Here is a 14,176-nt window from a genome sequence, read left to right as displayed (position 1 = left end):
ATTTGAATCAGGGCAGGAAGAACAGGAGAACCACAGATGGAAAAGAGTGAGACTGAACTGCTGTTAAAGGGCTACGGCTTGACCACCGCCGAGATGATTTACCGCATGCCTGATTACACGTCCGTACTGAACACGTTTGTGTGGCAGGAGTATGACTTGGCCCCCGATTACCCAAAGATGTTCGAGTTCATCGAATTCTGGGAACGGGAGATCGAGGGCAAGCTGCACACGGTCCGCTTTGCCCACCGTAAATTGCTGAGCCCGACCGATTGGCAACAGATCGTGGGCGAATTCCGCATCCACTAAACATGCCAAAGGCGGCCTTGGGTGGGCCGCCTCTGTTGTCTCTGTATAGAGAGTGTCAGTATTTGCTGCGCGCAGCGGCGATCCAGATCAGCACGAACAGCGCCGAGAAGATGGCGTTGTAGCCAGCCATGGAGATGCCGAACAGATCCCAGACGATCTCGTCGCACATGACGACGCCGGTGGGTCCGTCAAGGCTTAGCAGGTCAGTGCCCGTCAGGCCGGACAGCGCATCACCTGATCCAGTGCAGCTTGTGGGCCCTTGCCACCATTTCTGCTCGACCCCTGTGTGATAGACGCCGAGGCCGCTGGTGATGGCCGCCGCCAATGCGCCGAGCCATGCGATGAACGACGCGGGAAACAGCACTCCCACCACACCAAGCGCGATCGCGGCCGCATGGGGCCAGCGTTGCCACAGGCACATGGCGCAGGGCGGGTAGCCTCCGATATACTGGAAGGCAAAAGCGCCAAGCAAAATGGCCAGCGAGCCGAAAGCAGCCAGAGCGATGAGAGAGCGTTGGGTCATAGGAACTTTACCACGTAGAAGCCGCCGATCAGCACGGCAAGAAACAGCGCGAACATAATGCCGAGCCGCTTCTCGATGAAATCACGGATTGGTGCGCCGAATTGCTTGAGCAGCGCGGCGACAAGGAAGAAGCGGATGCCGCGCGCCAAGAGAGAGCTGACCATAAAGGTCGCCAGTGGCATGCCGGTCCAGCCGGACATGATGGTAATGACCTTGTAAGGGAAGGGGGTCATGCCCGCGATCAGCACGGCCCAGAAGCCCATGTCATTGAAGCGGACGTTGAACGCCTCCATCGCGTCGGCCTTGCCAAGTGCCGCAAGAATGGGCTGGCCAACGGTTTCGAATGCGAAGGCCCCAATCGCATAGCCAAACAGACCGCCCAGGATCGAGCTGATCAGAGCGACGCCCGCGATCAGCCAAGCGCGGCTGGGGCGGGCAAGGATCATGGGGATCATGATGACGTCTGGGGGAATAGGGAAAAACGAGCTTTCGACGAAAGAGACAATCGCCAGTGCCCAAAGTGCGCGAGGATGGTCGGCGAGTCCCATCGTCCAATCATAAAGTCGACGTATAATCGGTCTTACTCCTGCTGAAATCGCGTCAGACATTCCACGCTGCGTGGCGGCGGTCAATAATGCTGACGTGTCGTGCGCTTTTCAGTGCCTGATATGCGGGTTGGGTCTTGTCCCTGCCGATTGGTTGGGCTAGTCAGTCCCTCACAGTGCCTGCCTGAGTGGCGGAATGGTAGACGCAGGGGATTCAAAATCCCCCGATGGCAACATCGTGTGGGTTCGAGTCCCACCTTAGGCACCACAGTTTCTCAATGACATTGATGAAGCAGAGTTTGCAGGGATCACCCGCGCTCTTGCAGCTGTGTTCTGCATTTGCAGTGCCGCAGTGCGGCTTGCATTCTGCAACCCCATACTTTCGAGAATTAACCACTTGAAACCGCGCGTGATTCGGAGAGGGCGCTAGTTCGAAAGCCGGTAAAACGGACGAAATTCCGTGAAAGTGTCGAAAGATCCATACTTACGAATGTGGCTGAAAGTGGGCGTCGTCCCCTGTGCATAAACTTTTCACAAAAAAACTAAATTTATTCGGGACCAGAAACGTTCACGTTTTGATGATACTCCGTGAATTCGTGCAAAACCCAGTAAATTATAGCTAAAAGTGGATCTCTTCGGTTTCTGCGCGTGCATCATTGGATCACTATGAGAAACAAAAAGGCGAAAATCGGGCAAATATGGCGGAAAAAAGGCAGGTTTGGGGCCGAAAGAAGGGGTGGGAGTACTAACCATTTCGAATTTTCTCTTTGTCTTAAGGGTAGGTGCGATGTATCCCAAAGAAGTGCCCATCTGGGGGGATGGCGCTTTTGACTGAGTAGCAACTGCTGTCTGAACTTGTTCTGGCAGGGGAAGTGGAAGGCGTAACGAGTAAACTTGTCCTCCTTGCTGGGGCACCGCAAACCGTCAGGTTTTGCGAACGATCTCTTACACCTTGGACGTTGAAAGCGACATTGTGGTTCGAGCAGAACCTCTGTGGGCTCTTGTTGACGCTACGGCCAGACGCGCCGGACAGGAGTAAGAGAGATGACGTTTTATAAGTACGGCTCGTGGTCGGAATGGGAGAAAAAGCACTCCTCCGAGCATGATGGTTCTTCTGCCGAAAACTACACCGACGGAAACTCCGAAGGCCTGATCGGTCTGTGGGATTTCCTCTCGAGTTCCAATCATTACACGCCAGACACTGGGACCGCTGACAACGAAACGCAGGACGGCAAACTGTTCGGCGGCGCATGCGTCAAAGACGGACAGCTGAAGCTTGATGGTCACGACCAGTATATGACGGTCGAAGGGAATGACGACCCGTTCGATCTGGATCAGGGCACAATCGAAATTCAGTTCACGCAGGACTCTTTCAAGGACTGCAAGGACGGCTTGAACGTTCTGATCTCGCGCGGCGAGTATGAGGACGCCGATGGCGGCGAAAAGAACGCCCCCGAAGGTTACTTCGAAATGGGTGTGACCTCGGATGGTCGCGTCTATGTCTCGCACACCGATGATGGCAAAGAAGCTTACCTCGAAACGGACGCGCACTTCTTTTCGGCTGGCGACGTCGTCAACGTCTCTTATTCCTGGGACGAAGACACCGGCGGCACCTTCAAAATCGAGAACCTGACCGAGGCGACGGAAACCACACTGACCCACAACGTCACAGGTCTCGATATGCAGATCGGCGACGATGATGGCGAAAGCTGGACCGTTGGCGCCCGCGAAGACAGCGATTATGATGGCGATTACTCGAACTTCTTCAAAGGCGCGATCGATTACGTCGCGATCTTTGATAGCGAGGATCCCGCCGGCGACGGATATGTCGAAGGCACTTCAGGCAATGACGTGATCGACGTCAACTATGACGACGACCCCGAAGGCGATATGATCGACAACGAGGATGCGATCCTCGCAAACAGCGATCTGAACGATGACGTGGTTCTGGCAGGCGCAGGCAATGACACTGTCGAAGCCGGCGAAGGCAACGACATCGTCTATGGCGACAGCAAGCAAGGTACCACTGAGACCTCGCCGGTCACCATCAAGATCGACGACGCATCGGCCGCCATGGCCAACAAGATTTACGCCTATACCATCGACCCCGAGACCGGTAAAATTTCGAATGTCCTGTGCCTCGAGGATGATGCCCGCGACGGCATCGGCAAAACCTACTCCTACGAGGTTGCGCAGGGTGCCGTCGTCGGTATCGGCATTGTCAACGAGCAGGGCCAGTTCCTGTCCTCGGGCTACGGCGATAACCTGAGCCTGAACAGCGACGGCAAACTTCACACTCAAGGCTTGAGCCAAGTTGACGAAACCACAGTGAAAATCGGTTTCGAAGATTGGTACAATCTGGGTGACGAAGACTACAATGACGTCAAGGTTACTGTAGATCTGGGCACCTCGGGCGCGACCTTTGACAACGCCCATTACGAGACCTCTTCGGATGTGGGCAGTGCGATCGTCACCGAAGGCTCTGGCGATGACGTGATCTACGGCGAGGACGGCGACGATACGCTGTACGGCGAAGGTGGCAATGACACCATCGATGGCGGCGCGGATGACGACCTGATCGACTCGGGCGACGGCGACGACTCTGTCATCGGCGGCGACGGCAACGACACCATCTTTTACGGCGCCGGCACCGACACCATCGAAGGCGGCGCAGGCGACGACCTGATCGACGATGCGGATTTGGTGATCCTTGATGGCGCTGACCTGATCGACGCGGGCGACGGCAAAGACACCGTATATTCGGGCCTTGGCGACGACACCATCGAAGGCGGCGCGGGCGAGGATCTGATTTTTGGCGAAGGCGGCGATGACAGCATCACCGGTGGGTCCGAGAATGACTCGATCTACGCGGGCGACGGTGCTGACAGCGTCCGCGCTGGCACGGGCGATGACTCGATCCGCGGCGAAGGCGGCGACGACACCCTGCGCGGCGAAGACGGCAACGATTTTGTTGACGGCGGTGACGGCAAGGATAGCGTCTCTGGCGGTGCGGGCGACGATACTGTTCTGGGTGGCGCAGGCGACGACCTTGTTCGTGGCGGCTCCGGCAACGACTCCATGGAAGGTGGCGACGGCGACGACTACATCGACAGTGGCTCGGGCGACGACACCATCGACGCGGGCGAAGGCAACGATACGGTTGACGCCTACAATGGCGCGGACAGCGTTCTGGGTGGCAACGGCAATGACTCGATCATGGTCGGTTGGCAGGACACCGAAGCTCTGCCTGATCTGGGCTACCCCGGCCTGTTCGACGCGGACAGCGACACCGAGAATGACCGTGACTTTGTCGACGCAGGTGAAGGCGACAACTACGTCTGGACCGGCGACGACCGCGATACGATCGTTTCGGGCAGTGGCAACGACACCATTCTGGCTGGCATCGACAACGACTCCGTTGACTCGGGGGCAGGTGACGACCTGATCGTCGGCGGCGAAGGTGCTGACACCATTCTTGCGGGCGACGGCAACGACACCGTCTATGCTGGTTTTGCACCTGACCTGCCGGATGATCTGTACATTCCCGATAGCGAAGATCTGGTCACTAACAACGGCACCGACTATGTTGATGCGGGCAAAGGCAACGACCTTGTCTTCGGTTCGGATGACGCAGACACCATCTACGGCGGCGACGGAAACGACACCATCGACGGTGGTATCGACGCAGACTCGCTGTTTGGTGGCAAAGGTGATGACCTCATCAACCTCGGCCTTCCGGGTGACGCAGAAGCTGACTATGCAGAAGGCGGCGACGATCGTGACTCCTTCACTGGCGTCGGCGCGGGCGACACCGTTGATGGCGGTACCGGCGGCAACGACTACGATACTCTGGATCTGACCGGTCTGGGTAAGTGGCAGTTCAGCAATGTCACCACCGACGCGGACGGCGACTCGACCAGTGGTCAGGTCAACTTCCTCGACAGCCTTGGCAATGTGACGGGCACCCTGAAGTTCGAAGAGATCGAAAAGATCATCCCGTGCTTCACCCCGGGCACTGTCATCGCGACCCCCATGGGCGAGCGTCTGGTCGAAGAACTGCAGGTTGGTGACCGTGTGATCACACGCGACAACGGCATCCAGCGCATCCGTTGGGTTGGCGCCAAGAACGTGACCTCGCAGGATCTGCAGCGTTCCAAGCACCTGCGTCCGATCATGATCAAGGCCGGCGCACTGGGCAATGGTTTGCCGGAAACTGACATCATGGTGAGCCCGAACCACCGGATGCTGATCGCGAACGAAAAGACCTCGCTTTACTTCGAAGAACCCGAAGTTCTGGCAGCGGCGAAACACCTGCTGGGAACCGGCGGCGTCTACGAAGTGAACGTGCCCTCGACCACCTACATCCACTTCATGTTCGACCGTCACGAGGTTGTCCTGTCGAACGGGTGCTGGTCGGAAAGCTTCCAGCCTGGTGACTATTCGCTGAAAGGAATCGGCGAAGAGCAGCGGAACGAGATCTATGAACTGTTCCCCGAGTTGAAAAACCAGAAGGGTCTGGAGAACTTCGAGGCCGCGCGCCGTTCGCTGAAAAAGCACGAAGCAAAGCTCTTGGTTCATTAATTCGCGTTAACGAACATACCAAATAGGTGACAGGCGGTATCCGATGGGTATCGCCTGTTAACTTTTTTAGTAAGAAAATCTCACATAACCGCCTGCAAGGGGGCCAATTTGTGCCCTATTTTAACGGCAGGTCTATTGAGCCTGCGCTGACGCGCGCAGAACGATGATGTGTGAGGGATATGAAGGCTTCTGGCGAAAATGTGGTGCGGATCAACGGCAGCTGGCGCAAGGCGCCGCAGGCCGACGCCGTGCGTTCATTTGCCAATGATCCGGACTATGCCTCCCCGTTCAGTGTCCCGTGCTTTACGCCGGGGTCACTCATCGCCACCCGACACGGACCAAGGCCTGTTGAGGAATTGCGCGTCGGGGATGTTTTGCTGACCCGAGACAATGGGTTCCGTCCGGTGCTTTGGGTGGGGCACAGTAAGTACAATTTATCCGGGTCAACCGGTGGCGCACGCTTGCAGCCTATCCTGATCAAGGCAAATGCCCTTGGGAATGGCGTACCACAGAGTGATCTTCTGGTGTCTCCTGACCATCAAATGCTTCTGACGCGCCGTTTTGCTCCCAGTCCGTTGGCCACAACCGAGATGTTGGTGCCCGCGCGTCATTTGCTGGGGCAGGCGGGTATCCTCGTTGCGCCTCAGCGCGAGGTGGAGTTTGTGCATGTCCTGATGGAGCGTCACGAAATCCTGCTTGCGGATGGCGCGTGGACTGAGAGCTATCGGCCCGACACGACTGTTGTACGGTCTCTGCCAGTTCAAGTCCGAGAGGATTTGCTGTCAGCTCTGTCCGGTCGTGATCCACTGCGCGGTCCGGTCTTTGAACCCGCACGTGAGTCCTGTGGCGCTGATGTGCTCGATCACCTCAAGCGATCTGACAAATAGCGTTCCCACGCCTCAGGTGTGTCTAGATCAAGGCGGGCTCGCTCCCCTCCAAGTGTAATTCCTTGTAAATTGTTTTCGTGGTTTTGAATTACAGACCGTGCGCCCTCATCTCCGCGCAGCGCTGTCAGGGCGCTAAACAGGGCAGCTGGAAAAAGGACCGGGTGGCCGGGGCTTCCCGTTTCGGTAATCGCGCGCCAAATCCGGTTGGGATGTGCTTCGTGGGCCTTGGCAAACAGTTGCAGGTCCAAGGTCGTAATCTCTGGCATATCTGCTGGCTGAATGATGACGCCAGTCACGTCGCGGGGCAGGGCAGAGACACCGGCCGCGATGGAACGTCCCATCCCGCCGGCGGCATCTCGGACTGGGACGATTGTCACAGAAAGCCCAGATAGAGCGGCCTCTCGCGCAGGACGATCCGCTGGGACGGTCACCAAAACCCGCATCCCGGTCGCGACGGCTCTCTCTGCCATTATGCGCAGGCAAGGCACACCGTCCAGCTTCATCAAGAGCTTGTCCGCCTCGCCCATGCGCGAGGATGCTCCGGCAGCAAGGATGAGGATGGCGGGCGCGGGTGTCATGCCTGACTGTACCGCGCCACGCGATAGTGGCAAAGGATCAGTATCCGCGCCAAATCCAGCCGCCACCTAGAATGCGGGTGCTGTCAGGATCGTAGAACACGCAGGCCTGACCGGGGCTGATGCCTTCTTCGGCGGTCAGGAGTTCAACCTCTGCCTCGGTCTCGCTGATCGGGCGCAGGATTGCAGGCGCGGGCGGGCGGGTGCTGCGGACTTTGACCGCGATCTCGCGTTCGGCCATATCGGTGAACGGACCGTCGCCTAGCCAGTTGATCTCGCGCACGGGAACTTTGCGGGTGGCCAGCAGCTCTTTGGGGCCAACGATGACCTGCTTTTTGTCCACGTCCAGCTTGACCACATAGAGCGGCTCTGACAGCCCGCCGATCCCAAGGCCGCGACGCTGGCCGATGGTGTAGTGGATCACGCCGTTATGCTCGCCCAAGACGCGGCCGTCCGCATGAACGATCTGGCCGGGCTCTGCCGCACCGGGGCGCAGCTTTTCGATCACGCTGGCATAGTTGCCGTTCGGGACAAAGCAAATGTCCTGACTGTCGGGCTTGTCCGCCACACTCAGGCCATACTTCGCGGCCAACTCGCGGGTCGCGTCTTTGGACGGCAGATGGCCCAAGGGGAAGCGCAGATAGGACAGCTGTTCTGGCGTGGTCGAGAACAGGAAATAGCTCTGATCGCGGTTCGCATCGGCGGCGCAGTGCAGCTCGGGGCCATTCGCACCGTCTTTGCGTTGAATATAGTGGCCGGTCGCCATGCAGTCGGCGTCCAAATCCCGCGCGGTTTCGAGCAGGTCTTTGAACTTCACACGCTCGTTGCAGCGGATGCAGGGCACGGGGGTCGCGCCAGCCAGATAGCTGTCGGCGAACTCGTCGATCACCGCATCCTTAAAAATGTTCTCATAATCCAGAACGTAATGGGGGAAGCCCATCTTTTCGGCCACGCGGCGCGCATCGTGGATGTCGATGCCCGCGCAGCACGCGCCCTTTTTCGCCAGCGCTGCCCCGTGATCGTACAGCTGCAAGGTCACGCCGACCACGTCATAGCCTTCTTCGGCAAGCTGCGCGGCCACAACCGAACTGTCCACGCCGCCCGACATCGCGACGACCACGCGGGTCTCCGACGGGGGCTTGGCGAAACCAAGGGAATTGAGCGGGGTGCCGTTGTCCAGCGCCATGGGGCATACTCCTGCGGGTTTGGAACCTGCAGAATATATGAAAATCCTCAGTACTCTCAAGACCCGGTTTCAGGTCCTATTAAGTCCCTTGGTCGATTTTCCCTGTGTGGGAAGCAAAAAGGGGACTGATATGTTTCTAAAACGTGTAGAGGGCGTGCGCACTGTGGCGCTGCCCGATGGTCGAGTACTCAGCCACGCGGACCTGCCGCCAGCCAATACTCTGCGATGGGTTGCCTCGCGCAAAGAAGCGGTTGTTCTGGCAGTGCGGCACGGCCTACTGAGTCGTAAATCTGCCTTAGAGAAGTATGGCCTCTCGGACGAAGAACTGAATAGCTGGGATTCGGCACTTAATTCATACGGATCAACAGCTTTGAAGGCGACGCAGGTACAAAATTATAGACAACCTAAAGGGGATTATGAAAGATAAGGTTAATTGGTAACGTGCAGTTAACCTTCGTCAGGCAGTCTGTGCGCAAGATGGTTCATGAGTATTGGGAATCTTATATATGCGTATTTTACTGATTGAGGATGATCCGGCGACCACCAAGAGCATTGAATTGATGCTGGGGCACGCCAACCTGAATGTGTATTCGACCGCCTTTGGCGAAGAAGGTGTCGAGCTGGCGAAGTTGTATGATTACGATTTGATCCTCTTGGATCTGTCACTACCGGACATGAGCGGTCACGAAGTGTTGCGCCAGGTCCGCTTGGCGCGGGTTGAGACGCCCGCGCTGATCCTGTCTGGGTCAGACGACACCGAGAGTAAACTCAAAGGGTTCGGGTTCGGTGCTGATGATTACCTGACCAAGCCGTTCCACCGCGACGAACTGGTTGCGCGTATTCACGCGATCATCCGCCGATCGAAAGGGCATTCGCAGTCGGTCATTCGCACGGGGCGCATCAACGTGAACCTCGATGCCAAGACTGTCGATATCGAGGGTGATCCGGTACACCTGACCGGCAAAGAATATCAGATGCTGGAACTCCTGAGCCTGCGCAAAGGGACCACGCTGACCAAAGAGATGTTTCTGAACCATCTTTACGGCGGGATGGATGAACCGGAACTCAAGATCATCGACGTTTTTATCTGCAAGATTCGGAAAAAGCTGGCAAAAGCGACTGGCGGTGAAACCCATATCGAAACCGTTTGGGGGCGCGGCTATGTGATGCGCGATCCTTCGGACGCGGCAGGCGCGACAAACAAACAGATCGCCGTCGGCGGCTGAGGCGACTGGACGACCGGCACGCACCGTCCTAAACCATCAGGCACACGGAATTGCGTTTGGGGTGCCTCATGAGCCAGGATTTTCACGACACGCCGGTCGAGGCATTGGACGAAACCGGAGCGCGTGCAGAGCTGGAGCGTCTGGCTGGCCTGTTGGGTGCGGCAAATGCGGCCTATCACCAAAAAGATGCGCCCGAGATTTCAGACGCTGAATACGATGCGCTCAAAGCGCGTAACGCGGCAATTGAGGCGCGATTCCCCGAACTGAAGCGCGAAGATAGCCCGTCAGAGCAAGTCGGTGCTGCGCCCGCCGAAGGCTTTGGCAAAATTCAGCACCGCGTGCGGATGATGTCACTGTCAAATGCCTTCGATGATGAGGATGTCACGGATTTTGTGGATGGCATCGCGCGCTACCTTGGCATGTCTGCGGGTGATCTGGCCTTTACAGCAGAGCCGAAGATTGACGGCCTGTCCCTGAGCTTGCGCTATGAAAAGGGCAAATTGATCTACGCTGCAACGCGCGGCGACGGGGCCGAGGGCGAAGATGTGACCGCCAACGCCCGCACCATCAAAGATATTCCGCAGACGCTGACGGACGTGCCCGATGTTTTGGAGGTTCGCGGCGAAGTCTACATGTCGCACGATGACTTCGAGGCCCTCAATGCCCGTCACCAAGAACGCGGTGGCAAAGTCTTCGCCAATCCGCGCAACGCGGCGGCAGGCTCCCTGCGCCAGCTTGATGCTAAAATTACCGAAGCGCGCCCGCTGCGGTTTTTTGCCTATGCGTGGGGCGAGCTGTCCGCGCCTTTGGCCGACACCCAGATGGGAGCGATTGAGAGGCTGGCACATCTTGGGTTCCAGACCAATCCGCTGACCGCGATTTGCAACGGGCCAGACGATATGATCGCCCACTACCGCATGATCGAACAGAAGCGGGCAACCTTGGGCTACGACATCGACGGCGTGGTCTACAAGGTGAATACCCTAGCCCTGCAAGAGCGTCTGGGCTTCCGCAGTACCACGCCGCGTTGGGCGATTGCCCATAAATTCCCCGCTGAACTGGCTTGGACACGGCTCGAGGCGATAGATATTCAGGTCGGCCGCACGGGCGCGCTGAGCCCCGTTGCGCGTTTGACCCCTGTGACGGTTGGCGGTGTGGTTGTGTCCAATGCGACGCTGCATAACGAGGACTACATCGAAGGCCGCGACAACGCCGGCAACCTGATCCGCGAAGGACGTGACATTCGCGTAGGCGATTGGGTGCAGGTGTATCGTGCGGGCGATGTGATCCCCAAAATTGCCGATGTCGACCTGAATAAGCGCCCCGAAGGGTCTGAAAAGTATGACTTTCCGACGGTTTGCCCTGAGTGCGGATCAGAGGCGATCCGCGAAGAGGGCGATAGTGTGCGCCGGTGCTCTGGCGGAATGATTTGCCCCGCACAAGCGGTCGAGAAGCTGAAGCATCTGGTCAGCCGCGCAGCCTTTGACATCGACGGGATGGGCGCCAAGCAGGTCGAGCAGTTCTACAAAGATGAGTGGATCAAAGAGCCCGCAGACATTTTCAGGCTGCGCGAGCGGTACGGCAGCGGCATGCAACAGCTGAAGAACCGCGAAGGCTGGGGCGACAAGAGCGCGAAGAAACTCTTTGACGCCATTGATGAAAGACGGAAAATCGGTCTGGATCGCGTGCTGTTCGGGCTTGGCATCCGTCATGTGGGCGAACAGGTCAGCCGGTTGCTCGCCCGCCACTATGGCAGCTGGGATGCGCTGACCACAGCGCTCGACGCCGCCCATGATGAAAGCAGCGAGGCATGGGCCGACCTGTTGTCCGTGGATGGCGTGGGCACGGTACTGGCGCGGTCGATCGTGACCGCCTTTGCCCAAGAGGCCGAGCGCGCCAGCATCGACCGCTTGATCGCTGAGCTCGAGGTGCAAGATGTGGCCGCGCCGTCCACCGATGGCAGCCCTGTCGCCGGTAAAACCGTGGTCTTTACGGGGACCCTCGAAAAGATGACACGGGCCGAGGCCAAAGCCCGCGCCGAGGCGCTGGGGGCCAAGGTATCTGGCTCGGTCAGTGCCAAGACGGACATTCTGGTCGCCGGTCCCGGTGCTGGCTCCAAGGCGAAAAAGGCCGCAGAGTTGGGGATCGAGACCTTGGACGAGGACGGCTGGCTCGAACTGATCGGGCAGGCCTGATCCATGAGCCGTCCCGAAATTCTGTTCCCGCTGTTTGGGGGGCTGGAAACCCTGAACGGGATCGGCCCAAAGACCGCCGAAGCGATGGAAAACCTGCGGATCACCCGTCCGCGGGACCTGCTGTTTCACTTGCCCTATAGCGGGATCAGCCGTGCGCGGCGCGAGACGGTCCAAGGGGCGACAACGGGCGAAGTTGTCACCGTCGCGGCGCGCGTCTTGCGCCATACGCCGCCAACGGGCCGTGGCCGCCCTTACCGTGTGATGGTCGAGGATGCGCAGGTCAGTTTTCCCTTGGTGTTTTTCCACGCGCGGGACCGCTACTTGCAGCAAATTCTGCCGGAGGGTGAAGAGCGGATCATCTCGGGCAAGGTTGAATTTTTCGACGGCATCCCCCAGATCGCACACCCCGATCATGTGGTTCCGATGGACGAAGAGGCGTCAATCCCGCCCTTTGAACCGACCTATGCGCTGACCTCTGGCGTGACGGCAAAACAGGTGATCAAGGGTGTGGCCAGCGCGCTGGACATGGCGCCGGATCTGCCCGAGTGGATCGACCCGTCCTTGATGAAGCAAAAAGGCTGGCCCGCGTGGCGCGAGGCTTTGACCGCCGCACATACCCCCGAAAACGGGGGGGATTTGGCAGCCGAGGCGCCAGCGCGGACGCGTCTGGCCTATGACGAATTCTTTGCGCACCAATTGACTTTGGGGCTTGCCCGCGCGTCGCGCCGCGAAAAGCCCGGCTTGCCCTCGGTTGCCTCGGGTCGGATGCAACGGCGGGTTCTGGCGGCGCTGCCGTATCGCCCGACGGGCGCCCAAGAGCGGGCCATTCGCGAAATCAGCGATGATCTGGCACGGCCCGTGCGCATGAACCGGCTCTTGCAGGGCGATGTGGGTGCCGGGAAAACCTTGGTCGCGCTGATGTCACTGCTGGTCGCGGTCGAGGCTGGCGGGCAGGGTGTGATGATGGCCCCGACCGAGATCCTCGCGCGTCAGCACATGGAGGGACTGCAGCCTCTGGCCGAAAGCGCGGGTGTGGTGATCGAGCTTCTCACGGGACGCGACAAGGGCAAAGAGCGCAAGGCCAAGCTGGAGGCGCTGGCCAAGGGGAATATCCACATTCTGGTCGGAACCCATGCGGTTTTCCAAAAGGACGTCGAATTCCACGATCTGCGCCTTGCGGTGATCGATGAACAGCACCGATTTGGTGTTGCGCAGCGGCTGGAGCTGGGGCGCAAGGGGCGCGCGGTCGATGTACTGGTCATGACCGCGACTCCAATCCCGCGCAGCCTGGCGCTGACTCAATTCGGGGATATGGATGTCTCGATCCTCGACGAAAAGCCACCGGGGCGCACACCAGTGAAAACCGCGCTCATCTCGAACGAGCGCATGGACGAAGTGACAGAGCATCTGCGCCACGCGATTTCGCAAGGGCGTCAGGCTTACTGGGTTTGCCCGCTGGTAGAAGAGAGCGAGGTCTCTGACCTGACCTCTGCCCAAGAGCGGTTCGAACGCCTGCGCGCGGCACTCGGAGAAGGTGTGGTCGATCTGGTCCACGGCCAGATGCCGCCCGATCAAAAAGACACAGCGATGGCGCGGTTCCAGTCGGGCGAGACCAAGGTGCTGGTCGCGACCACAGTGATCGAGGTGGGGGTGAACGTGCCCAATGCCTCGATTATGGTCATCGAACGGGCCGAGATTTTCGGCCTTGCGCAGCTTCACCAGTTGCGCGGACGGGTGGGGCGCGGCGCGGCGGCTTCGACGTGCCTACTTATGTACCAACCCCCGCTGTCCGAGACCGGCCAGCGCCGCCTGACCACGTTGCGCGATACCGAGGACGGCTTTCGTATCAGTGAGGTGGATCTGCAAATGCGCGGGGCAGGTGACCTGATCGGGACCGCGCAATCGGGCCTGCCACGATTCCGGATCGCCGATATGGAGCGGCAGGCAGATTTGATGGCGACGGCCCAAACCGATGCGCGCGCGCTGCTGACGACGGACCCGCACCTGACATCTGAGCGTGGCAAGTCTGCCAGAACGCTTCTTTGGCTCATGGAGCAAGATCAGGCGATCCGTTTGATTTCAGTGGGTTAAGTGCTTCGATCACACGGTGTTCCGAAATGTTCACGTTTGTTCTCAAAAAGTTCTTTACCGA

11 protein-coding genes and 1 tRNA gene are annotated in these 14,176 nt (G+C 58.8%); 8 read left to right on the top strand and 4 right to left on the bottom strand.

Going from position 1 to position 14,176, the window contains the following annotated elements; translation table 11 throughout:
- Window positions 1-36: 36 nt before the first annotated feature.
- Window positions 37-306 carry an usg protein gene (locus AB9K37_RS18075; RefSeq protein WP_072706540.1) on the top strand — a complete coding sequence of 90 codons (270 nt, stop codon included), beginning with the start codon at window positions 37-39 and terminating at the stop codon, window positions 304-306.
- Window positions 307-361: 55 nt separating this feature from the next.
- Here AB9K37_RS18075 and AB9K37_RS18070 read toward each other — a convergent pair whose 3' ends face one another.
- Both AB9K37_RS18070 and AB9K37_RS18065 read right to left on the bottom strand, forming a co-directional pair.
- A complete protein-coding gene (locus tag AB9K37_RS18070; RefSeq protein ID WP_369841373.1) occupies window positions 362-829 on the bottom strand; it encodes a disulfide bond formation protein B in 468 nt (155 codons plus the stop codon).
- On the bottom strand, window positions 826-1,404 hold the full coding sequence (locus tag AB9K37_RS18065; protein ID WP_072706709.1) for a YqaA family protein: 579 nt from the start codon (window positions 1,402-1,404) through the stop codon (window positions 826-828). The genes AB9K37_RS18070 and AB9K37_RS18065 overlap by 4 nt, the downstream gene beginning before the upstream one ends.
- A gap of 152 nt (window positions 1,405-1,556) precedes the next feature.
- On the opposite strand from AB9K37_RS18065, the gene AB9K37_RS18060 reads away from it, so the two are divergent.
- The 3 genes from AB9K37_RS18060 to AB9K37_RS18050 all read left to right on the top strand — a co-directional run bounded on the left by AB9K37_RS18060 (window position 1,557) and on the right by AB9K37_RS18050 (window position 6,842).
- A tRNA-Leu gene (locus AB9K37_RS18060) sits at window positions 1,557-1,642 on the top strand.
- 776 nt (window positions 1,643-2,418) lie between these two features.
- Window positions 2,419-5,955 (top strand): Hint domain-containing protein, encoded by a 3,537-nt coding sequence (locus AB9K37_RS18055; RefSeq protein WP_369841371.1) that lies wholly within the window; start codon window positions 2,419-2,421, stop codon window positions 5,953-5,955.
- 179 nt (window positions 5,956-6,134) lie between these two features.
- Window positions 6,135-6,842 (top strand): Hint domain-containing protein, encoded by a 708-nt coding sequence (locus AB9K37_RS18050; protein ID WP_369841484.1) that lies wholly within the window; start codon window positions 6,135-6,137, stop codon window positions 6,840-6,842.
- Here the strand turns inward: AB9K37_RS18050 and AB9K37_RS18045 are convergent.
- Together AB9K37_RS18045 and mnmA are read right to left on the bottom strand one after the other, a co-directional pair.
- Window positions 6,818-7,420, bottom strand: coding sequence for an NTP transferase domain-containing protein (locus tag AB9K37_RS18045; protein WP_369841368.1), 603 nt, complete (start codon window positions 7,418-7,420; stop codon window positions 6,818-6,820). The two genes, AB9K37_RS18050 and AB9K37_RS18045, sit on opposite strands and share 25 nt — an antisense overlap.
- Window positions 7,421-7,457: 37 nt before the next feature.
- On the bottom strand, window positions 7,458-8,603 hold the full coding sequence (gene mnmA / locus AB9K37_RS18040; RefSeq protein WP_369841366.1) for a tRNA 2-thiouridine(34) synthase MnmA: 1,146 nt from the start codon (window positions 8,601-8,603) through the stop codon (window positions 7,458-7,460).
- Window positions 8,604-8,733: 130 nt separating this feature from the next.
- Between mnmA and AB9K37_RS18035 the strand changes: the two genes are divergently transcribed.
- The 4 genes from AB9K37_RS18035 to recG all read left to right on the top strand — a co-directional run bounded on the left by AB9K37_RS18035 (window position 8,734) and on the right by recG (window position 14,115).
- Complete coding sequence (locus AB9K37_RS18035; RefSeq protein ID WP_369841363.1) at window positions 8,734-9,030, top strand: DUF1153 domain-containing protein; 297 nt, start codon at window positions 8,734-8,736, stop codon at window positions 9,028-9,030.
- Window positions 9,031-9,109: 79 nt separating this feature from the next.
- Window positions 9,110-9,829 carry a response regulator transcription factor CtrA gene (gene ctrA / locus AB9K37_RS18030; RefSeq protein WP_369841360.1) on the top strand — a complete coding sequence of 240 codons (720 nt, stop codon included), beginning with the start codon at window positions 9,110-9,112 and terminating at the stop codon, window positions 9,827-9,829.
- A gap of 68 nt (window positions 9,830-9,897) precedes the next feature.
- Window positions 9,898-12,024 carry an NAD-dependent DNA ligase LigA gene (ligA, locus tag AB9K37_RS18025; protein ID WP_369841357.1) on the top strand — a complete coding sequence of 709 codons (2,127 nt, stop codon included), beginning with the start codon at window positions 9,898-9,900 and terminating at the stop codon, window positions 12,022-12,024.
- Between the two features lie 3 nt (window positions 12,025-12,027).
- Window positions 12,028-14,115, top strand: coding sequence for an ATP-dependent DNA helicase RecG (gene recG, locus AB9K37_RS18020; protein ID WP_369841355.1), 2,088 nt, complete (start codon window positions 12,028-12,030; stop codon window positions 14,113-14,115).
- Window positions 14,116-14,176 lie beyond the last annotated feature (61 nt).

Source organism: Donghicola sp. XS_ASV15, assembly GCF_041224595.1.
GTDB lineage: Bacteria > Pseudomonadota > Alphaproteobacteria > Rhodobacterales > Rhodobacteraceae > Donghicola.
The sequence above is the reverse complement of the archived record's forward strand: the minus strand, read 5'-3'. Positions and strand labels throughout refer to the sequence as shown.